At 71.5% G+C, this 20,144-nt stretch carries 10 protein-coding genes; 3 read left to right on the top strand and 7 right to left on the bottom strand.

All coding sequences use genetic code 11. The annotated features are described in order from the left end of the window. Positions 1 to 15: 15 nt before the first annotated feature. From ACIQRW_RS01670 to ACIQRW_RS01650, 5 genes are all read right to left on the bottom strand, one after another. Complete coding sequence (locus ACIQRW_RS01670; RefSeq protein WP_403752842.1) at positions 16 to 1,071, bottom strand: MDR family NADP-dependent oxidoreductase; 1,056 nt, start codon at positions 1,069 to 1,071, stop codon at positions 16 to 18. Then, positions 1,068 to 2,792, bottom strand: a complete 1,725-nt coding sequence (locus ACIQRW_RS01665) for a phytoene desaturase family protein (RefSeq protein ID WP_403752839.1) — start codon at positions 2,790 to 2,792, stop codon at positions 1,068 to 1,070. Before ACIQRW_RS01665 ends, ACIQRW_RS01670 begins: the two co-directional genes overlap by 4 nt. Further along, on the bottom strand, positions 2,789 to 4,471 hold the full coding sequence (locus ACIQRW_RS01660) for a phytoene desaturase family protein (protein ID WP_403752837.1): 1,683 nt from the start codon (positions 4,469 to 4,471) through the stop codon (positions 2,789 to 2,791). Before ACIQRW_RS01660 ends, ACIQRW_RS01665 begins: the two co-directional genes overlap by 4 nt. Next, on the bottom strand, positions 4,461 to 13,946 hold the full coding sequence (locus tag ACIQRW_RS01655) for an amino acid adenylation domain-containing protein (RefSeq protein WP_403752834.1): 9,486 nt from the start codon (positions 13,944 to 13,946) through the stop codon (positions 4,461 to 4,463). Before ACIQRW_RS01655 ends, ACIQRW_RS01660 begins: the two co-directional genes overlap by 11 nt. Positions 13,947 to 14,033: 87 nt before the next feature. Further along, positions 14,034 to 14,975 (bottom strand): sterol desaturase family protein, encoded by a 942-nt coding sequence (locus ACIQRW_RS01650; protein WP_403752831.1) that lies wholly within the window; start codon positions 14,973 to 14,975, stop codon positions 14,034 to 14,036. A 619-nt stretch (positions 14,976 to 15,594) separates the two neighbouring features. On the opposite strand from ACIQRW_RS01650, the gene ACIQRW_RS01645 reads away from it, so the two are divergent. Beyond that, on the top strand, positions 15,595 to 16,803 hold the full coding sequence (locus tag ACIQRW_RS01645) for a cysteine desulfurase-like protein (protein ID WP_403752828.1): 1,209 nt from the start codon (positions 15,595 to 15,597) through the stop codon (positions 16,801 to 16,803). A 21-nt stretch (positions 16,804 to 16,824) separates the two neighbouring features. On the opposite strand, the gene ACIQRW_RS01640 is transcribed toward ACIQRW_RS01645, so the two are convergent. Further along, positions 16,825 to 17,799, bottom strand: a complete 975-nt coding sequence (locus ACIQRW_RS01640) for a MerR family transcriptional regulator (RefSeq protein WP_403753465.1) — start codon at positions 17,797 to 17,799, stop codon at positions 16,825 to 16,827. 191 nt (positions 17,800 to 17,990) lie between these two features. Here ACIQRW_RS01640 and ACIQRW_RS01635 point away from each other — a divergent pair, with 191 nt between their 5' ends. Further along, complete coding sequence (locus ACIQRW_RS01635) at positions 17,991 to 18,536, top strand: DUF4383 domain-containing protein (protein ID WP_403752825.1); 546 nt, start codon at positions 17,991 to 17,993, stop codon at positions 18,534 to 18,536. On the opposite strand, the gene ACIQRW_RS01630 is transcribed toward ACIQRW_RS01635, so the two are convergent. After that, on the bottom strand, positions 18,521 to 19,363 hold the full coding sequence (locus ACIQRW_RS01630; RefSeq protein WP_403752822.1) for a DUF1206 domain-containing protein: 843 nt from the start codon (positions 19,361 to 19,363) through the stop codon (positions 18,521 to 18,523). The genes ACIQRW_RS01635 and ACIQRW_RS01630 overlap by 16 nt on opposite strands. 152 nt (positions 19,364 to 19,515) lie before the next feature. Here ACIQRW_RS01630 and ACIQRW_RS01625 point away from each other — a divergent pair, with 152 nt between their 5' ends. Further along, entirely contained in the window at positions 19,516 to 20,094 is a 579-nt protein-coding gene (locus ACIQRW_RS01625) for a fasciclin domain-containing protein (RefSeq protein ID WP_403752819.1), read from the top strand. Positions 20,095 to 20,144: the final 50 nt, after the last annotated feature.

The raw sequence follows: 20,144 nt of genomic DNA, 5'->3' as shown, positions 1-20,144 counted from the left end.
CGGGGAGGGCGGTGTTCAGAGTTCGACGAGTACCTTGCCGCGGTTGGCCGCCCGGTCGCCGTAGAGGCTGCCGTAGGCGGCGGGGATCGCGTCGAAGCCGTGGTGCAGGGTGTGGTCGCAGACGACCTCGCCGCGCCGGACGCGGCCGCCCAGGTCGGTGTGGAGGTCCTGCCAGTTCTGTTCGGTGAACCATTCCAGGGAGAAGATGCCGCGGACGGTGGCGCGCGGGAACATCAGGTAGGGCAGGAGCCGGGGGCCGGTGGCCTCGTTGCCGACCTGGGTCGCCCACTGCCAGCACACCGCCACCTGGCTCCCGATGTTGAGCAGGGGGAACACGGCGTCGGTGACCGCGCCGCCGAGGTTGTCGAAGTAGCGGTCGACGCCGTCGGGAGCGGCCCGGACGAGTGCGTCGCGGACGGTGTCCGCGCCGTCCCCGTGCCGGTAGACGATCACGGCGTCGAACCCGAGCCCGGTGAGGTAGCCCGCCTTCTCCGGGGACGAGGTGGTGCCGATGACCCGGGCCCCGGCGCGCGCGGCAAGCTGCCCTACGAGGGTGCCCACCGAGCCGGAGGCCCCGCTGATGACGAGGGTCTCGCCGGGGCTGATCGTCATGTACTTGGTCAGGGTCCCCCAGGCGGTCATGCCGGGGCCGCCCATCACGCTGAGGGCGGTCGGCAGCGGCAGGGCGTCGTCGTACCACCGGGGGTCGAGCCTGCGGTAGGCGGGGAAGACCATGGGGAACGTGCCGGTCTGCCAGAGTTCGGGCACACCGGTGCTGATCACATGGGTGCGCCAGCCGCCGAAGCCCTGGACGAGGTCGCCGACGCGGTGGGCGGCGCGCGGCCCCGCCTCCATCACCTCCATGATCGAGTCGGCGCCCATGTGCCGGCCGATCGGGGTGTCGAGGGCGATGCCCTGGAGGTAGGGGTCGACGGAGACGTACAGGGTGCGCAGGAGCATCTCGTCGGGGGCGAGGGTCACGTCGACGTTCTCGACGACCTTCTCGTAGACCCGGTCCACGTCGGGGACTCCTTCGACGTGTTCGCGGACCACCCATTTCGCGATCTTCATGGTTTCCTCTCGGTCGGTGCGGCGGGGCGGACGGGCACGGGGATGACCCGGTGGGTCGGTGGTGGTGCGGTGAGGTCGAGCGACGCGGTGAAGGGCCGGTCGTCGTCGCGGCAGACGAACTGCATGACGTGGCGTCCGGCGGCGGCGGCCCGGATGAGCCCGCCGGTGGTGGCCCAGACACCGGACTGGTAGAAGTCGCGCAGTCCGGGGAGCCCTGGGCCGTGCTTCTTGATCAGCTCTTCGAGGGTCTCGCCGCTCTCCACGAAGGGCTGCCAGCCGAGGACGGTCCCGTCGTAGTTGCCGGTGTAGCGGACCTGGGTGAGGGGACTGGAGACGTCACGGACGACGATCGCGTCCCGCAGGCCGGGGTAGCGCTGTTCCAGGAAGCCGACGAGCGTTTCGCGGGCCCGCCGTTTCGCCGCGTAGTAGCCGCGCCCGTGCCGTACGGGCAGGGTGTGCAGTTCCTGGCCGCCGCGGCTGCGGGTGATCTGTTCGGGGCCCTCGTCCAGGGCGCGCCAGGGAGCGATGTCGCAGAAGTAGGTGGCGTAGACGACGGTGGTGCCGTCCGGGGAGAGTTCGGGGTAATGGCGGCTGCGGAACTGGACGTTGATGCTGGGGTGGCGGATGCCGGTCAGTTCGGCGGCCGTCGCCCCGTCGAGGAGGTAGGTGGTGCAGGGGTCGCCCTCGGGGAAGGGGCGGGAGAGGCCGAGGAAGAGGGTGAAGTAGCCGGGGAAGACCATGCCGGGTTCGTGGATGGTCTCGGTGTAGAGCTTGCGGTAGTCCTCGCCCAGGTACTTGCCCTGAAGGAACTTCATGGTCGTGGTGTAGCCGTCGCAGGCCGACACGACGATGTCGGCGCGCAGTTCCCGACCGTCGCTGAGGCGGACGCCCACCGCCCGGTCGTCCTCGACGATCACCGTCTCGACCTTGGTGTTGTAGGAGACCTCGCCGCCGAGCCGGCGGTAGCGGGCCTCGATCGACTCGGCGAGGCCGAGGGAGCCGCCTTCGGGGACTCCGGCGGAGAGGTTGGCGTGCGAGGCGAGCTGGAAGTGGAAGGGGAGGACGGGGAAGGCCGGGTGCTTCTCGTACAGGATGAAGTTGAAGGCCTCCCGCAGGAGAGGGTCCTTGAACTTCTTGGAGAAGTCGCTCATCAGGACGGTGATCGTGGTGCGGACGGAGTTGAAGTACGGCAGGAACGAGGCGAGCATCCGCCAGCGCTCCCGGCGTCCCATCAGTCCGACGGGCTTGAGGAAGGGGTAGACCGCGAGCGCCTTGCGGAAGCTGCGCAGTTGCGCGCAGAACTTCCGCACGAGCCGGGCGTCGGCGGGCGAGATGTCGATGAGGTGGGCTTCGAGCCGGTCGGGGTCGGAGTAGAAGTGGACGGCCCGGCCGTCCGTGCCGCGCACGATGTTGAAGACGTCGAAGTGACGGATCTCCTTGCCCTGGAGGGCGCCGAGCTCCAGCCAGATCTGGTGCATCTCGTTGCCGGGGCCGCTGCCGAGGAGCCAGCTGACGCAGGCGTCCAGGGTGAAGCCGCCGCGCTCCCAGGCGGTGCAGCAGCCGCCGGGGATCTCGTGCATCTCCAGGATGCGGGTGCGGTAGCCGTTCATCTGGGCGTAGCAGCCGGTGGAGAGCCCGCCGAGACCGGCCCCGATGATGATCATCGTCTCCCGGGGCCGGCGGGTGCCGCCGGCCCGGGGTCCGTTCGTGTCGCCGCTCACGATCCCTCGCTCTCCCGTGCGGACCACCGGTCGAGCTGGGGCAGGTGTCCCAGCTTCCCGGGGTGCCAGGGTTCGGCGCCCTTGGACTCCCAGGCCCGGAATTCCAGGCCCAGGTCGCGGCAGAGGTACTGGACGGCGAAGCGGCCGGTGGAGGCGGCGCGGATCAGGCCGCCCATGCCGACCCACTGTCCGGCCATGGAGAAGTTGCTCAGTCCCGGCAGCCGCATCCGGTCCTTGCCGACGAGGCGTGCCGCGACGTCGTCGGCGTCGGAGAACGCCTTCCAGGCGAGGATGGAGCCGCCGAGGTTGCCGGTGTAGCGGTGGGTGGTGGCGGGCGTGGCGACCTCGACGATGTCGATGCGCTCCGCGATACCGGGGGTGCGGCGTTCGAGGAAGTCGCGGACGAAGTGGGCCACTTCGCGCTTGCGCCGGCGGTACTCCTTGCGGTCCCTGGTGCGCAGGTCCTTCCAGTGGGCGTAGTCGCTGAAGTAGGTGCAGTGCAGGACGGAGTGGCCCGGCGGTGCGAAGCCGCCGGAGTAGCGGGAGCGTGCCTGCACGACGAGGCTGTCCTGGAGGGCTCCGGGGAGGTGGACCGCGTCCTCCGGTCCGAGGAGGTGTGTGGTGCTGTGCGCCTCCTCGGGCTCCAGGTCGCCGCGCAGGCCGACGAAGGCGGAGACGACGGCGGGGAAGAGGGTGCCGGGGCGGTGGAGGAGGTCGGTGTAGAGCTTGTCGATCCTGGGGCCGGTGTACCGGCCGCCCAGGAGTCCGTAGACGGTGGTGTGGCCGTCGCAGGCGGAGACCACGTGTTCGGCGAAGTACCTTTTGCCGTTGCGGAGTTCGATGCCGATCGCCCGGTTGTCCTCGACCAGGATCCGCTCGGTGCGGGCCCGGTAGGTGACCGTTCCGCCCAGGCTTTGGTAGCGCTCCTCGACGGAGCGGGCGAGGCCGAGCGAACCGCCCTGGGGGAAGCCCGCGTTGCCGTGGTGGGCGGCCGCCATGTTGAAGAGGTACGGCAGCATCGGGAAGCCCTCGGGGTCCTGGAAGAAGATGTTGCGGAACGCCTTGCGCAGCAGCGGGTCCTGGAACCGGTCGGCGAACACGTGCATCGGGGTGGCGGCGGTCCGCCAGAACAGCCGGAAGGCGGGGAGCACCGTGCGCAGGGTCTGGGCCCTCTCCCGTACGGTCCTGAGCGCGGGCGCGGTCAGGAACGGGTACAGCTCGATGTCGATGAAGCGCCGCAGGTCCCGGGTGAAGGCCCGGATGAGCGGGGCGTCGGCGGGTGAGACCTCCAGGAGGTGGGCCTCCAGCCGGTCGGGGTCGTTGTAGAACGTCACCGACCGGCCCGAGGCGTCCTCGACCTTGTTGAACAGTTCGAAGTTGGTGACCGTCTTGCCGTCGAGCGCGCCGAGTTCGCTCCACACCCGGTGGGCCTCGTTGCCCGGGGCGGTGCCGATGAGCCATTCGATGCAGTAGTCGAAGAGGTACCCGTCGCGCGACCAGGCGGTGCAGCAGCCGCCGGGCAGCACGTGCTTCTCGAAGATGCGGGTCCTGGCTCCGCTCATCTGCGCGTAGACGCCGGTGGAGAGGCCGGCCACGCCGGCGCCGATGACGATGACGCGGGGCGGGGTGCCCGGGGCGCGTTCCCTGCTGGTCCAGTCGGTGGGGTCGTCATCCGCCATGGGTCGCGTCTCCCCTCAGGACGGAGCGCACCAGCTCGGCGTTGCGGGGCAGGTGTTTGGCGTCGAGCATGTCGGCGTGGATGCCGGAGCCGCGCAGTACGGCGGTGGCGCCGGTGGAGCTGCCGTGCCAGGTGCCGTGCTCCCCGGCGGCGTAGAGGGCGGCCTTCTCCTCGTCGGTGATCACGCTGACCGTCGCGGCGACCGTGCCGGTGTTGGGGGTGCGACCGCAGAAGGCGAGGTATTCGGCCGCGTGGGCGAGGGTCTCGCGGGCGACGGCCTCGGAGCCGGTGTGCTTGCGTACGTGGTCGGCGAGTTCGCTCTCGAAGGCGGCGATGCCCGAGGCGTCCGGTTCGTAGGCGGCGAGGATGCGGCGGGAGTCGAGGATGACGACGTGGGCGACGTCCCGGCCGCGCCGCTCCAGCTCCTTGGCCGTCTCGAAGGCGAGGTTGCCGCCGAGGGAGTAGCCCAGGAGCAGATAGGGGCCGTCGGGCCGGGCTGCCTCGATCAGGTCGGCGTACCGGCTGACCTTGTCGTCGCCGGGGAGGTAGTTGAAGCCGGTGACGGAGTAGTCGGGGAGCTGTGCGGCCAGCCCCCGGTAGACGAGTCCGTGGCCGCCGGCGGGCGGGAAGCAGAAGAGGGCGGGGGCCTGTCCGGCGTTGAAGGTGAGGCTGGGCAGTTCGTCGGCGGTGGTGCCGAGCAGGACGTCCTCCACGGTGGCGGCCATGCCGTGCAACGTGGTGACCTGGTAGAGCCTGCTGACGGGGACGCCGACGCCGAACTCGGTGCGCAGGTGGTGGAGGAGTTCGATGAGCTTGATCGAGCTGCCGCCGAGTTCGAAGAAGTCGTCCTCCAGACCGATCTGTTCGCGGCCGAGCAGGGTCCTCCAGTGGCGGGCGACGCTGACCTCGTACAGCGTCACGGGCTCCTCGTGCGGCCGGTCCCCCGCCTCGGCCCGGGGCGCGGGCAGGGCGGCCGTGTCGACCTTGCCGTTGGCCGTCAGCGGCAGGGCGGGCAGTTCGGTGAAGTGGGACGGGATCATGTACGAGGGCAGCGAGCGCGCCAGGTGGCGGCGCAGGGCCCGGGCGTCCAGGGCCGCGCCGGGCGCGGGGACGCAGTAGGCGCAGAGTGTCGCCTCTCCCCCGGTGTCGGTGCGTACGGTGACGACGGCCCGGGCGAGCGGGGGCCACTGGGCGAGCTGCGTCTCGATCTCGCCGATCTCGATGCGGTGGCCGCGCAGTTTGACCTGTCCGTCGGTGCGGCCGAGCAGGTGGACCCGGCCGTGCGCGTCCCAGCGGGCGATGTCGCCGGTGCGGTAGAGGCGTTCGGGCCGGGCGCCCGCGGTGCGGCCGAGCGTCCGGGTGACGAAGCGTTCCTCGGTCTGTTCGGGGTCTCCGGCGTAGCCGAGGGCGACGCCGTCGCCGCCGATCCAGAGTTCGCCGGGCACGCCGGGCGGGACGGGTTCGCCGTGGGCGTCGAGGACGTGGAGGGTGCTGTTGGGCAGGGGCCGGCCGATCGGGACCATCGCACCGGGTTCCAGGTCGTCGACGGGCCCCTCGAAGAACGCGCTGTCGATGGTGGCCTCGGTGAGACCGTAGGAGTTGACGAGGCGGGTGCCGGGCCCGCAGAGCCCGGCCAGCCGGCGGTACTCCCCCACGCTCCAGGCGTCCGAGCCGACCACCAGCAGTCGCAGGAAGTCCAGCCGCAGCCCTTCCCGCGTGCAGTGGTCCATCAGGCCGCGGACGACGGCGGGGACGAACTCCGCGCAGTCGACGCGTTCCTGACGCATCGTGCGGTAGAGACGGGTGGTGTCGAAGAGGAGGTCGCGGTCGGCCAGGACGAGGGTGCCGCCCGAGCACAGGGCGCGCACCAGGTCGCCGGTGAACACGTCGAAGGACGGTTCGGCCATCTGGAGGTGCGTCCGGACGTCGGTGTCCAGCCGGTACTCCTGGCGCCACGCGGCGTGGGCGGAGGCGAGGTTGCGGTGGCTGACGCGGACGGCCTTGGGCCGGCCGGTGGATCCGGAGGTGGTGATGACGTACGCGGGCGAGTCGGGGCCGGCCTCGGCAGCCGATCCTTCCGGGTGCGGTTCGGTGTGTCCGAGGGCGGCGAGGGTGAGCGTCGGGACGGTCAGGGCTCCGGTCTGCTCCGGCGTGGCGTCGTCCGCGACGAGGACGAGTGCCGCGCCGGTGGTCGTCACGAGGTGGGCGAGCCGGTCGGCGGGCTGGTCGGGGCGGAGCGGGAGGTAGGCGGCGCCGGCCCTGAGGACGCCGAGCAGGGCGACGATCAGCTCGGGCGACTTGTCGAGGCAGAGCACGACCACCGAGCCCTCGCCGACGCCGAGCGCCCGCAGACGGGCGGCGGAGTCGGCGGCCCGCCGGTCCAGCTCGGCGTAGGTCAGCCGGTGCGACCCGCCGTGTGCGGTGGGCATGGTGACGGCGACGGCCGCGGGGTGTTCGGCGGCGACGCGGCCGATCAGTGTCTGGACCGGGATGAACGGCTCCGCCCCGGGTCCGGCGGATGGCAGGGCCGGGCGGCTCCACTCCCCGACGAGCCGCTCACGCTCCCGGTCGCCGAGCATCTCCAGCCGTGAGGCGGGCTGTTCGCCCGGCACACGGGTCATCCGGTCGAGGAGCCGGGTGTAGTGGGCGGCCATGCGGCGCATGGTCTCGGGGAGGAAGAGGTCGGTGTTGTACTTGAACACGCAGTGGAAGCGGCCCTCGGCCTCGTCCTCGTAGGCGGACAGCGTTATGTCGAACTGCCCCTCCTCCTCCGGGAGTTCGATGTACTCCAGACGGTAGCCGTACTGCTCGGTGGCCACCTTGTGGGTGAGGAGGATGAACATCGCCTGGAAGACGGCGGAGCGGCTGGGGTCGTGCTGGAGGCCCAGCTCCTCGACGAGGAGGACGAAGGGGTACTCCTGGTTGTCCAGGCCGCCGAGCACGGTCCGGCGGACCTGTTGCAGCAGTTCGGCGACGGTCGGGTCCTCGGACAGGTCGGCGTGCAGGGGCAGCGGGTTGACGAAGTAGCCGTAGACGGAGGCGAAGTCCTGCCGGGTGCGGCCGGTGACCGGGCTGCCGACGACGATGTGGTCCTGCCCGGAGTAGCGGTGCAGCAGGAGGTAGTACGCGCTCAGCAGCACCATGAACGGGGTGACGCCGTGGGCGCGGGCCAGGGCGTGGACACGGGCGCTGAGGGCGTCGTCCAGGACGAAGAACTCGGAGGCCCCGTTGTGGGTCTGGACCGCCGGGCGCGGTTTGTCGACGGGCAGGTCGAGGAGCGGGACCTCGGCCGGCAGGTGGGAGCGCCAGTAGTCGAGCATGCCCGCCGCGCCGGGCCCGGCCAGGAAGGCGTTCTGCTGGTTGAGGAAGTCGAGGTAGCGGGCCTCGATCGGTGGGAGCTGGGGCTCCTGGTTGCGGCGCAACGCCTCGTAGACGGCGAGGAGTTCCTCGATGAAGGTGAAGGTGGAGATGGCGTCGGAGACGATGTGGTGGACGGCCTTCATGATGATCCAGCGGTCCGGGCCCCGCTTGAAGAGCCGGAAGCGGACCAGTGGGTCCTGGGCCAGGTCGTAGGGCTTGCGGTATTCCTGGACGATCGTCGCGTGGATGGACTCCCAGTCCTCTCCCTGGACGTCGAAGAGGGCGAGGTCCATCGCGGCGTCCTCGGATACCCGCTGCACGGCCTGCCCGTCCACCAGGAGGAAGTTGGTGCGGAGCGCGGGGTGCCGGGCGATGAGCCGTCGGACGGCCTCGAACATCAGGTCCGGTTCGAGCGTGACGGTCACCTCGACGGCCCCGCCGATGTTGTACGCGTAACCGTCGGGGTTGAGGTGCTTGAGGAACCAGAGCGCTTTCTGGTTCTGCGTCAGTGGGTACTGCCCCTCGTCGCTGTGGAGTTCCACCGCTCCCGGGGCCCCGTCGGGGGCGTCGGCCGAGGCCAGGGCGGTGAGGCCGTCGTGGAGCTGGGCGGCGAGTTCCCCGGCCGGGGTGCCGCTGAGCAGGGCGACCACGGGGAGGGCGACTCCGAGCTCGGCGTGGATCCGGGCCCGCAGCTCCATGGCGAGGAGCGAGTCGAGGCCGAGTTCGCCGAGTCCGGTGGCGGGGTCGATGCGGTCCGTGCCGGTGCGCAGCACGGTGGCCGAGAGCGCGGCGAACCGCTCGGCGACCAGGGCGCGGCGGGTCTCTTCGTCGGCTGCGCGGAAGGTGTCGAGGAATCCGTTGCCCGAGGCGGCGTCGGCCGGCGGGGCGGCGGCCGCGGCGAGGTCGGCGACCAGCGGCGGCGGGGACGGGTACCAGGCGAGGAAGACGGGCCAGTCGACGACGGTGGCGACGACCAGTTGGGCGTGGTCCTGGCCGATGACGCGTTCCAGGACGGCCATGCCGGCGTCCGGGGACAGCGAGCTCATGCCACGGCTGTGCAGATAGTGGTCGACCAGTCCGAGTTCCTCGATCATTCCGGTGGCCCAGGGGCCCCAGTCCAGGCTGAGCGCGGGCAGTTGGTGGGCGCGGCGGTGGTGGGCGAGGGCGTCCAGGAAGGCGTTGCCCGCGGCGTAGTTGGTCTGGCCTGCCGTGGTCAGCAGTGAGGCGATCGAGGCGAAGAGCACGAAGTGTTCGAGGGGCTCGTCCCGCAGGTGCCGGTGCAGGAGGTGGGCGCCGACGGTCTTGGGGTCGTGGACGGCGTCGAAGGCGGCCCGGTCCAGATCGGCGACGAGCGTGTCACGGACCTGTCCCGCGAGGTGGAACACCCCGCGTACGGGGGGCGCCCCGCTGTGCCGGTGGGCGTCGAGCCAGCCGGCCAGGGCGTCCTCGTCGGTGATGTCGAGGGTCGCGAGGACGGGCTGCGCGCCGAGCGCCTCCAGCTCACGGAGCAGGGCGACGGCCCGCCCCTCGGCGGTGGCGGGGTCGGTGCCGGCCCATTTCTCCCGGGCCGGGACGGGGGTGCGCCCGACCAGGATGATCCGGCGGGCACCGCGGCGTACGAGGGTGCGGCACAGCAGCCGGCCGAGCGCGCCGAACGCGCCGGTGACGAGATAGCTTCCATCCGCCCGCAGGCGCAGCGGCAGCGGCCGGGTCAGGCCCTCGGCGGGGCGGAGGCGGCTGGTGCGGCGGCCGCCGTCGCGCAGGGCGATCTCCTCCTCGTCGTCGCTGAGGACTTCGCCGAGAAGCGCTTCGGCCTCGGCCCGGTCGCCGTCGGGGCCCGGCTGCCGCCGGGGGTCGAGGTCGATGAGTTTGCCGGGGTGTTCGATCAGTTCCTGGTGCCGCAGCACGCGGCCGATGCCCCAGGCGGGTGCCCCGAGAGGTTCGGGCCCCTCGCCGGGCAGGGCCGGTTGGGCGCCGCGGGTGACGATGTGCAGACGGCCTTCGGAGCCCCGGGCGGACAGGAGCCGGGCGAGGGCGATCAGTGAGTACGCTCCCGCGCCGGTGTGGTCGTGGAGGGAGGTCCGGTCGCACGCGGCGAGGGCGGGCGCGTCGAGATTCCACAGGTGCAGGACGGCCCCCCGGAAGGGGCCCCCGTCGCGGTCCAGGTCGGCGAGGAGCCGGCGCAGATCGGTGTCGGACGCGGGGTCGACGGTGAACGTGGCGCCGTCGCCGGACGCGGTGTAGGCCGCACCCCGGCGCACCAGGCGGCAGCGTTCGCCCCGGGCGGCGGCCAGGGCGGCGAAAGCGTCCGCGACGCCCCCCATATCGGCGAGGACCAGCCAGTCGTGGTCCCGTGCGGCTGCCGTTGGTACCGGCCGGCGATCGGCGGCGCTTCCCGTCGGCCCGCCGCGCACGTCACCGTCGCGCACGTCACCGTCGCGCACGTCACCGTCGTCCTGGGGCAGGGCGCGGGCGCCCTCGGCGGGCAGCGGCGGGCAGTCGGTCCACACGGGTTCGGCGAGCCAGGAGTCGATCGTGGTCCGGGCGACGGCGGTGGCCGCCTTCTCCACGTCGGCGGCACGGAAGCCGAGGACCCGGCCGAGCGGCGCTCCGTCGTCCGCGTACAGGGCGATGTTGCCGAGGGTGGTGTCGGCGTCGCCGGGGAGCAGGGTGGCGTGGGCCCAGAACGGCTGGTCGCCGATGGGTTCGAGGGCGACCTCGTCCAGGGAGAGCGGCAGCCTGATCCCGGTGACCGGTGCGGGGTCTTCGGAGGTCAGCGGGATCAGCGGAGTCAGGAGAGTCTGGAAGCAGGCGTCGAGGAGGACGGGGTGGAGGTGGTGGCCTGCGGCGTCGTCGCCGATCGCCCGGGGCGGGCGGATCCGGGCGAGGACCTCTCCGGCGCCGATCCAGACCTCCTCGATGGCCTGGAAGGCGGGGCCGTAGTGGTAGCCGAGGGCAGCCAGCGCGGTGTAGCAGTCGGGGCCTTCGAGGCGCCGGTGGGACCTGGCGCGGAGCGCGGGGGCATCGAGCGGCGGGGCGGTGCGGCGGCGTTGCCCGGTGCGGACGATCCCGCTCGCGTGCACGGCCCGTTCCCCGTCGTCCCCGGTCGGGGAGGCGATGGTGAAGGCGGCGTTCTCCAGGGAGAGCGACACCTCCACGGTCCGGTCCTCGCCGTCGGGCAGGAAGAGGGCCTTGCGCAGCTCGATGTCGGCGAGGACGGCGGTGGTGCCGCCGGTGAGCCGCAGGACGGCCTGGGCGGCCATTTCCAGATACCCGGCGGCGGGGAAGACGACGGTGTCCTGGATGCGGTGGTCGGCGAGGTACGGCAGGTCCTCGGTGTCCAGGCGGGCCTGCCAGGTGGGCTCCGTACGGTCGGTGCGGCGGCCCAGGAGTCGGTGGTCCCGGTGGCCGAGCCGGACCTGGGCGACCGGCCGGGGTTCGGTCCAGTGACGGTCGCGCCGGAAGGGGTGGCGGGGCAGGGTGACCGGCCGGCCGGCCGGCTGGAGGACGCTCCAGTCGATGGGGACGCCCAGGTTGTGGAGCGAGCCGAGGGAGGCGGCGAAGCGCTCGCTCTCGTTCTCCCGGCGGCGGATCGAGGGCAGGGTGAGTCCGCTCGTCCCGCCCGTGTCGAGGCATTCGCGGATAGCGTGGCCGAGGACCGGGTGCGGGCCGATCTCCAGGAACACCTGGTGGCCGTCGTCCGCGATGCGGTCGACCGCGGAGCGGAAGCGCACCCGCTCGCGGACGTTCTTCCACCAGTACGCGGCGTCCAGTTCCTCGCCCCGGGCCATTCCCTCGACACCCGTCAGGTACAGCGGAACCTGGGCCGTGCGCGGCTCCAACGGAGCCAGTTCGGCCAGCAGTTCGTCCTTGATCCGCTCCATGACGACGCTGTGGTAGGGCACTTCGACGGTGAGGAACTTCGCGAACTGCTGCTCGGCCCGCAACTCCTCGGCCAGCAGGGTCAGCGCGGCCTCGTCCCCGGCCAGGGTGATCGCGGTGGGGCTGTTGACGGCGGCGATGGAGACCCGGTCGCTGTAGGGGCGCACCCGGCGCTCCGCCTCGTCCTCGGAGAGGCTGACAGCGAGCATGGCGCCGGTGCCGGCCAGGGTCTGCTGGAGGCGGCTGCGATGCACGACGATCCTGGCCGCGTCCCGCAGGGAGTAGACGCCCGCCGCATGGAAGGCGGCGATCTCACCGGTGCTGTGGCCGACCACGGCGTCAGGGCGCACTCCGTGGGACCGCCACAGGGCCGCCAGGGCGACCTGCACGGCGAAGTTCGCGGGCTGGGCGAGCCAGGTCTCCGCCATCCGGGAGACGGACTCGTCGGCGGTCATCTCCTCGATGAGGGACCAGTCGGCGAACTCCCGCAGCGCCCGGTCGCACGCGGCGACGGCGTCGCGGAAGACCGGCTCCTCCTCCAACAGTTGGCGGCCCATGCCCCACCACTGGGGGCCCATACCGGTGAAGACCCACACCAGCCGCCGGTCGGCGGCGTCCCGGGCGCGGCCGTGGACGACCCGGGGATGGGCCTCGCCGCGCGCGTGGGCGGCGAGGGCCTCGTCGAGGGAGGCGCGCGAGGTGTAGGCGACGGACAGCCGCTCGGGGAGGTGCTGGCGGCGGTGGGCCAGGGTGTGGCCGAGGTCGTCGAGGGCCACGGCCGGGCCGTTGTCGCCCGCCAGCTCGCCCCGGATCCCGGCCGCCATCTCCGTCAGGGCGTCGGGGTTGCGGGCGCTGAGGGGCAGGATGCTCCAGCGTCGCCCGGCGGGCGCGGCGGGGCGGATGTCCGACAGGGTCCCGGGGGCCTCCTCCAGGACGACATGGGCGTTGGTGCCGCCGAATCCGAAGGAGTTGACCCCGGCGCGGGCGGGCCCTTCGTGTTCGGGCCAGGCGGTGGGCCGGGTGGGGATCTCGTAGGGGAGGGCCGCCGGGTCGATGGCGGGGTTGAGGTTCTCCAGGTTGATGTGGGGTGGGATCGTGCGGTGCTTGATGCTCAGGACGGTCTTGATCAGCCCGGCGATCCCGGCGGCGGATTCGGTGTGGCCGATGTTCGTCTTGACCGAGCCGACGTATGCGCGGGCGCCCGGGGCGCGTCCGACGGCCAGCGCGCGGGCCAGGGCGTTCGCCTCGATCGGGTCGCCGACCGGGGTCGAGGTGCCGTGCGCCTCCATGTACTGGAGGTCGCCGGGGGTGATGCCCGCCTCGGCACAGACCCTGCGGATGAGGTCGACCTGAGCGTCGGCGTTGGGCACGGTGATGCCGTTGGTGTGCCCGTCCTGATTGACGCCGCTGCCGACGATCACGGCGTGGATCCGGTCCCCGTCCCGTACGGCGTCGTCCAGCCGCTTCAGCGCGACCAGGCCGACGCCTTCGGCCCGTACGTAGCCGTCGGCGGCGGCGTCGAACGTACGGGAGCGGCCCTCGGGCGACAGGAACCCGCCCTTCGTCTCCGCGACGGTGTACTGCGGGGCCATGTGCAGCAGGGTGCCGCCGGCCAGCGCGAGGTCGCTCTCCCCGTTGTTCAGCGCCTGGCAGGCCAGGTGGACGGCGACCAGGGAGGAGCTGCACGCGGTGTCGATGGAGAGGCTGGGGCCGCGGAAGTCGAAGCAGTACGAGATGCGGTTCGACACCATCGTCATCATGGTCCCGGTCGCGGTGTGGGCGGCCAGCGAGGTGAAGCCCAGGTCGGCGAATTGCAGGATCTTGTAGTCCAGGGTGAACGCGCCGACGTAGACGGCTACGTTGCCGCCGGCGAGGTCGGCGGCACGCTGGCCACCGTCCTCCAGGGCCTCCCACGCCACTTCGAGCAGCTTTCGCTGCTGCGGGTCCATGTGGTCGGCCTCGCGGGGGCTGATGCCGAAGAACGCGGGGTCGAACTCGTCGAAGCCGTCGATGTATCCGCCGCGGCCGCCGACGAGGCGTCCGGGTTTGTCGCGGAACCGGCTGGCGAGCGTGCTGACGTCGTACCGGTCGGGTGGTGTGGGCGTGATGCAGTCCTTGCCCTCCACCAGATTGCGCCAGTACGTGCGGTGGTCCGAGGCGCCGCCGGGCAGGCGGCAGCCCATCCCGATGATCGCCACCTTGTTCCGTAACGCCCGGTTGTTCGCGTCGGCCATGTCGAACTCCTCAAGTCGTGGTGGAGCAAGTCGTGGTGGAGCAAGTCGTGATGGAGTAGGTCGTGGTGCAGCGTCGGAGGGTCGCGCTCACTCCGGCCCGGGGCCCGGTGCCGGTCGGCGTCGCCAGGGGTGTGTGAGGGCGGCGAGGATCTCGCCTGTGCCGGGAAAGGACGTGGGGTCGTGCAGGCCGACGGCGGCGGGCTCGCGGCCGGGGTACCAGGTGAAGCTGCCGAAGAGGTGGTCCCAGCACGACAGGTCGGAGCCGTAGTGGCCGGCTTCGGACAGATCGGTGCTGTGGTGCAGCCGGTGCTGCTCGGGACTGGCCAGCAGATGGTTCAGCCGTCCGATGCGGACATCGATGTTGGCGTGCACGAAGTAGCCCTGGGCGGCGACGAAGAGTCCGACCACCAGCACCGCGGGGCGGGAGAATCCCACGAACGCCAGAGTCAGCTGGACGAGGCTCTGTGCCAGGACGATGTCCAGCACATGGTTGACTCCGTTGTTGGCGACGTTGACCTTCTCCGGCACGTGATGCACTCCGTGCAGCCGCCAGAGCAGGGCGTTCCGGTGGCCCATCCGGTGCACCAGATAGCTGACGAGAGAGCCGGCGAGGAGTGCGCCGGGGACCTCGACCCAGAGGTGGCGGGCCGATTCCGCCGGCGAGATCAGGCCGACGGCCAGCGCGACCAGGAGTTGCGCCAGTCCGCTTCCGGCCATGGTGAGCAGGAAGTAGATGCCGTACCAGCGCCATTCGGCCTTTCCGGGGTGCCAGTTCCGGTCATAAGGAATCAGCCGTTCCAGGAGAGCCAGATAGGCGATGGCCCCGATCACGAAAAGCGAACTGACCCAGGCCGGATCCCACTGCAGCCACAATGCGGCCACACCCACGGATACGACCGCGAGGAGGAGAACCGGGTACGCAGCGGCGCGAAGAAGCCGAGCAGACGAATTACCGGCCCGCCCCTTCCGGTCGACCGAATAGCCGGCCGAATAGATTCCGCCATCGGCGGAGTGCTCGCGCTCGTCCATCCGTGACCCTCCACAAGTGACAGTGACGGGGAGAGAGACCATCGCATCGCATCAGCACAGGCCAGAGCACCCCTGGGACGTGACAGGAAACCCCGGGCGGCGACCTCGGCCCCCGCACTGGCGACTTTCAGACAGCCAACCCCGATGAAATTCGGCCGCGGCGTGAACTGATGCCCCCGACCCCATCAGCCCAGATCATCTATTTCCCGTTCCCACCGCTTTAATCGCGACCGACTCGCAGAAATCATCCGACGCATTTATCCATGACGGGAATGCGAGAAGGCTCGCACAACCGAGGTGAGTTCATTTGTGCGAGCAATTCTTTCGTAGGATCATCGCCGTGCTTAAGGACGGCGCATCCTGGTGCGCCGGGAGATGCCGCTCCACGCTCGGGCGCGCATTCCGGCGGGGAGCGGTGCGCCCGCGCGAAACCAGCTCCCTGAAAAGCGCCCCCGACACGAGGCCACGAGCGGGCTCCGAGCGGGGCTCCGAGCGGGGCCCCGTCGGAGGGCCCCACCTCCCTTACCGGGGGCTCCCGCTCCTTCCACCGGAGGACACCGCCCTGCGATGATCACAGCGAGATCCGGCAGCACATCAGCGAACGAATCGAGGAGCCCCCTTGTCGTACGACGTCGGCGCGGTGCGCGCACAGTTCCCCGCCCTGCGGTCCGGCACGGCGCACTTCGACGGGCCGGGCGGCACCCAGACCCCGGCCTCCGTCATCGCCGCGATCGGCGAGGCGATGAGCGGGCCCCTGTCGATCCGGGGCGCCGCACTGCCCGGGGAGGTGAACGCGGAGGAGATCGTCCGTGGGTTCCGGCAGGCGATGGCGGACCTGCTGGGCGCGGACCCGGGCGGGATCGTGTTCGGCCGCAGCGCCACTCAGCTCACGTACGACTTCTCGCGCACCCTGTCCAGGACCTGGAGCCCCGGGGACGAGGTGGTGGTCAGCCGGCTGGACCACGACGCCAACATCCGCCCATGGGTGCACGCGGCCGAGCGGGCGGGGGCGGTGGTGCGGTGGGCCGACTTCGATCCGTCGACCGGCGAGCTTCCCACCGAGGCGATCGGCGCACAGATCACCGGGCGGACCCGGCTGGTCGCGGTGACCGGCGCCTCCAACCTCATCGGCACCCGGCCCGACATCCCGGCCATCGCCGAACTGGTCCACCGGGCCGGTGCGCTGCTGTACGTGGACGGGGTCCATCTGACGGCACACCACGCGGTGGATGTGGAGCGGCTCGGGGCGGACTTCTTCGTCTGCTCCCCGTACAAGTTCTTCGGGCCCCATCACGGGGTGCTCGCCGCCCGGCCCGAACTGCTCGGCACTCTCCGTCCGGACAAGCTGGCGCCCTCCACCGACGCCGTGCCGGAGCGCTTCGAACTCGGCACCCTCCCCTACGAGTCGATGGCGGGGACCCGCGCGGCGGTGGACTTCCTCGCGGGCCTGGGTGCCGGCGCTGATGCGGCGGGCGGGCGTCGGGCGCGGTTGCGGTCGGCGTACGCGGCGATCGACGCCCACGAGACGGAGCTGCGGGAGAGCATCGAGAAGGCGGTGGGCGAACTGGGCGGGGCGACGGTCCACTCCCGTGCCGCCGAACGCACCCCCACCCTGCTGCTCACCTTCGACGGCCGGGACGCGGCGGACGCCTACCGTTCCCTCGCCCGCTCCGGGGTGCACGCGCCCGCCGGTTCCTTCTACGCCCTGGAGGCCTCCCGCCACCTGGGGCTCGGCGACAGCGGCGGCCTGCGCGTCGGACTCTGCGCTTACAACGACACGGACGACGTGGAGCGCCTTCTGGCGGGACTGTCGGACTGGCTGCGGTGACGGCGGTGACGGCGGCCGCCGTCACCGCGCACCGAGTGCGGCCAGTGCGTCCACCGCGTCGGCGAGCCCGGACGGGTGCCGGGTTCCCGGGGGCTGCCGCCCGGCCCAGCCGGGTCCGGCGGTGAAGACGACAGGCCGCCTGCGCGCGCCCCGTACGCCCCACTCGATCGCCGCCACCCGGGCCGCGAGCGAACGGCTCGCCGTGCCGTGCGACTGAGCCCAGAGCACCACCGCGTCGGGTCCGGTGCGTCGGATCGCCTCCTCCAGCGCCTCGACGGGTAGGGCGGCGCCGAACATACGGACCGGCAGTCCGTGCCGGGTGAGCGTGGCGGCGAGTGCCTCCAGGGCCAGCGTGTGGGTCTCACCGGGTACGCAGGCCAGCAGGGAGAGGCCGGCACCGGGGGCGGGGGGCCCGGCGGCACGGACACCGCGCAGCGCGCCGGAGACGTGCCAGGACAGCAGGTGCTCGACCTCGATGTACCGCTCCCCCGAGGTCTCCCACTTGCGGCCCACCGCGTGGAGCGTCGGCACCATCACCTCGTCCCAGGCGGCCGGCAGTCCGTAGCGGTCGAGGACCTTCGTGAGCAGTTCCTCCATGGCCGGCGCGTCCAGCCGGAGCGCCGCCCGGGCAAGGCCTCGGCACTCGCGGCGGGCGCTGCCGAACGGAAGTGCCCCGGGGGCCCGGGACGGGTGCCCGCGCCGTGGCGCGGCCGTGGCGCGGGACGCTCCGGCCAGGACGGCACGAGCGGCCTCGGCCGGCGGCAGGCCCGCGCTCGTCAGGCGGCACATGTGCCGCAGGGCGGCGATGTCGGCCCCGGTCCAGCGACGGTGTCGGCCGTCCTCCCGTGCGGCCGGGCCGATGCCGTAGCGGCGGTCCCACGAGCGCAGCGTCGTCGGCGCGACCCCGAGGAGGCGGGCCACCGCGCCGGTGGTCAGCCCTCCGTCGGCCGGCGCCCGCGGGGGCCGGCCACCGGTGCGGTAGCCCTCAGGGCCCATCGCCGAGTCCGCCACGGAGTCCATCACAGGGTCCATCACGGGGTCCATGAAACCCACCATACGATGCAAAAACGATGCATGTTGCCCCGTCCGTCACCGTGCGGTTCGCTGGAGGCATCGGGGTTCTGTGCGATGCCCCCACCCGTCACGGCACCTCGCCCCGCCCGCAGCGGTACGGACAGGAGACGGCCATGAACCTGAGCAACGAACTCCCCGTCGATCACCGGCTGGCGACGGTGTACCGGGTCGGCGCGGGCCTCTGCGGGGCCATCCTGCTGGCCTTCGGCATCCTCGGCTTCACGAGTCGGCTGAGCTTCTTCGACACCAGCGGCGATCACATCGCCGGACTGTCGACCAACGGTCTGCTGAGCCTGATCTCGGTGGTCGTCGGCGGGCTGCTGATCGCCGGGGCCGCGGTGGGCGGAAACGTCGCGTCCACCCTGAACATGACAATCGGCACGCTCTTCCTGCTGAGCGGCTTCGGCCACCTCTTCATCCTGGACCGGGCCGCGAACATCCTGGACTTCGGAATGCCGAACGTCGTCTTCAGCTTCGTGATGGGGCTGCTGATCCTCACGTTCGGCATGTACGGACGGGTGACGGGCGGCCTGCCGCACGACAATCCGTACTGGCTCCGCCGCCACCCGGAGCAGGCGGACCGCGAGGCCGCCGCCGCCCGCAGGAGGGCGGCGGCGGGCGGACAGCTCGGACGGCGAGGCGCTCAGACCTTGCGGTAGCGGGCGTTGACCCAGGAGAACACGCCGAAGGCGACCAGTCCGAGGGCGATGACCACCAGGAGCCACGGGCCGACGGGGGTCTCGGTGAAGGAGCGCAGGGTGTCGTCCATGCCCTTGGACTCGTCCGGCTGATGCTTGATCGCGGCGCCCACCGCGAATCCGCCCGCCGTCGCGAACACGATGCCACGCGCCGTACCGCCGAAGACTCCGGTGAAGTCGACCGCCTGGCGGACGCGCTTGGACATCTCGGACAGCTTCAGGTGCTTGTGGTACTTCCGCAGGAGCGCCCGGACCGCGATCCAGACACCGGCGCAGGCCACCCCCACACCCACGATCCCGACGATCCACTGGCCTCCGGGCCAGCCGAGCGCCTTGGCGGTGACGTCCTTCGACTGCTGGTCCGACGATCCGCCCCCGCTGCCCGAGTCGCCTGCGGCGAAGGACAGGACGGAGTAGGCGACGAATCCGTAGAAGACGGCACGGCCCGCCGCCATGGCCCGCTTGGTGGGCTTGCGGCCGTCGGGCCCGGCCGAGCCGACCAGGGCCTCGGACAGCCGCCAGAGCGCCATCCCCACCAGGGCGATGCCCAGCACCCACAACAGGATCTTCCCGAAGGGCTTCTCGGCTATCTCGCCGATCGCGCCGCCCCGGTCGGCCTGTTTCCCACCGCCTCCGGACAGCGCGATCTGCAGGGCGAGAGCGCCCACGAGAACGTAGATCACCCCACGGGCCACGAAGCCCGCGCGGGCCCCGGCCTCCATCGCGGTACTGTTCGCGGCTCTCTTGGCCTGGCCGCGTCCCTGCGCTGCTACTGAACGGGTATTCATGAATCCCAGTTGCCCCGGTCCGGCGGATCAATGTCATGCGCGCCCGGAAGGTGACTTTCGACGCAGAAACGACGCGGCGCGCGGTCCCAGCGGATGGGCGTCAGCATGGGAGAGAAGGAGAAGACCCACCCCCGCTCGCCGGAGGAGACATCATGACGATCACCCGTCTGCAGCGCACCGCGGCGGCCGCCGCGGCCCTGGCCTTTCCCGCCTCTCTGGCGTTCTTCGCTCCGCAGGCCCAGGCCGAGGCACCTGCCGAACCGTACGGCCCCGCCTGCTCCTCCGTACCGAAGGAGGGCGCGGGCAGCCTGGAGGGCATGGCGAAGGACCCGGTCGCCACCGCCGCGTCCAACAACCCCGAACTCTCCACCCTCGTCAGCGCGGTGAAGAAGGCAGGCCTGGTCGACACGCTCAACAACGCGAAGAACATAACGGTGTTCGCGCCGACCAACGCCGCCTTCGAGAAGATCCCGCAGGCCGATCTGGAGGCACTCCTCAACGACAAGGCCGAGCTCACCAAGGTGTTGACTTACCACGTGGTGGGCGAGAAGGTCACCACCCAGCAGATGGAGGACGGCACCTTCAAGACGCTGGAGGGCAGCAACCTCACGACGAAGGGCTCGGGCACCGAGTTCACGGTGAACGACTCCTCGAAGATCGTCTGTGGCAACGTACCGACGGCCAACGCCACGGTGAATCTGGTCGACACCGTGCTGATGCCTCCGTCGTAGAGACGGTTGCGCCGCCGTCTCCACGCACAGCGGATCCCGTACCCGGACCC

The sequence above is a fragment of the Streptomyces sp. NPDC091287 genome (genome assembly GCF_044768525.1).
Taxonomy (GTDB): domain Bacteria; phylum Actinomycetota; class Actinomycetes; order Streptomycetales; family Streptomycetaceae; genus Streptomyces.
Note: the sequence above shows the minus strand (reverse complement) of the source record. Positions and strands in the feature narration are given on the sequence as shown.

Bases quoted from the DNA above. Each gene is read 5' to 3' on its own strand.
- ACIQRW_RS01670 (WP_403752842.1), bottom strand. From the start codon at position 1,071: ATGAAGATCGCGAAATGGGTGGTCCGCGAACACGTCGAAGGAGTCCCC.
- ACIQRW_RS01660 (WP_403752837.1), bottom strand. From the start codon at position 4,471: ATGGCGGATGACGACCCCACCGACTGGACCAGCAGGGAACGCGCCCCG.
- ACIQRW_RS01655 (WP_403752834.1), bottom strand. From the start codon at position 13,946: ATGGCCGACGCGAACAACCGGGCGTTACGGAACAAGGTGGCGATCATC.
- ACIQRW_RS01650 (WP_403752831.1), bottom strand. From the start codon at position 14,975: ATGGACGAGCGCGAGCACTCCGCCGATGGCGGAATCTATTCGGCCGGC.
- ACIQRW_RS01640 (WP_403753465.1), bottom strand. From the start codon at position 17,799: ATGGGCCCTGAGGGCTACCGCACCGGTGGCCGGCCCCCGCGGGCGCCG.
- ACIQRW_RS01635 (WP_403752825.1), top strand. From the start codon at position 17,991: ATGAACCTGAGCAACGAACTCCCCGTCGATCACCGGCTGGCGACGGTG.
- ACIQRW_RS01630 (WP_403752822.1), bottom strand. From the start codon at position 19,363: ATGAATACCCGTTCAGTAGCAGCGCAGGGACGCGGCCAGGCCAAGAGA.
- ACIQRW_RS01625 (WP_403752819.1), top strand. From the start codon at position 19,516: ATGACGATCACCCGTCTGCAGCGCACCGCGGCGGCCGCCGCGGCCCTG.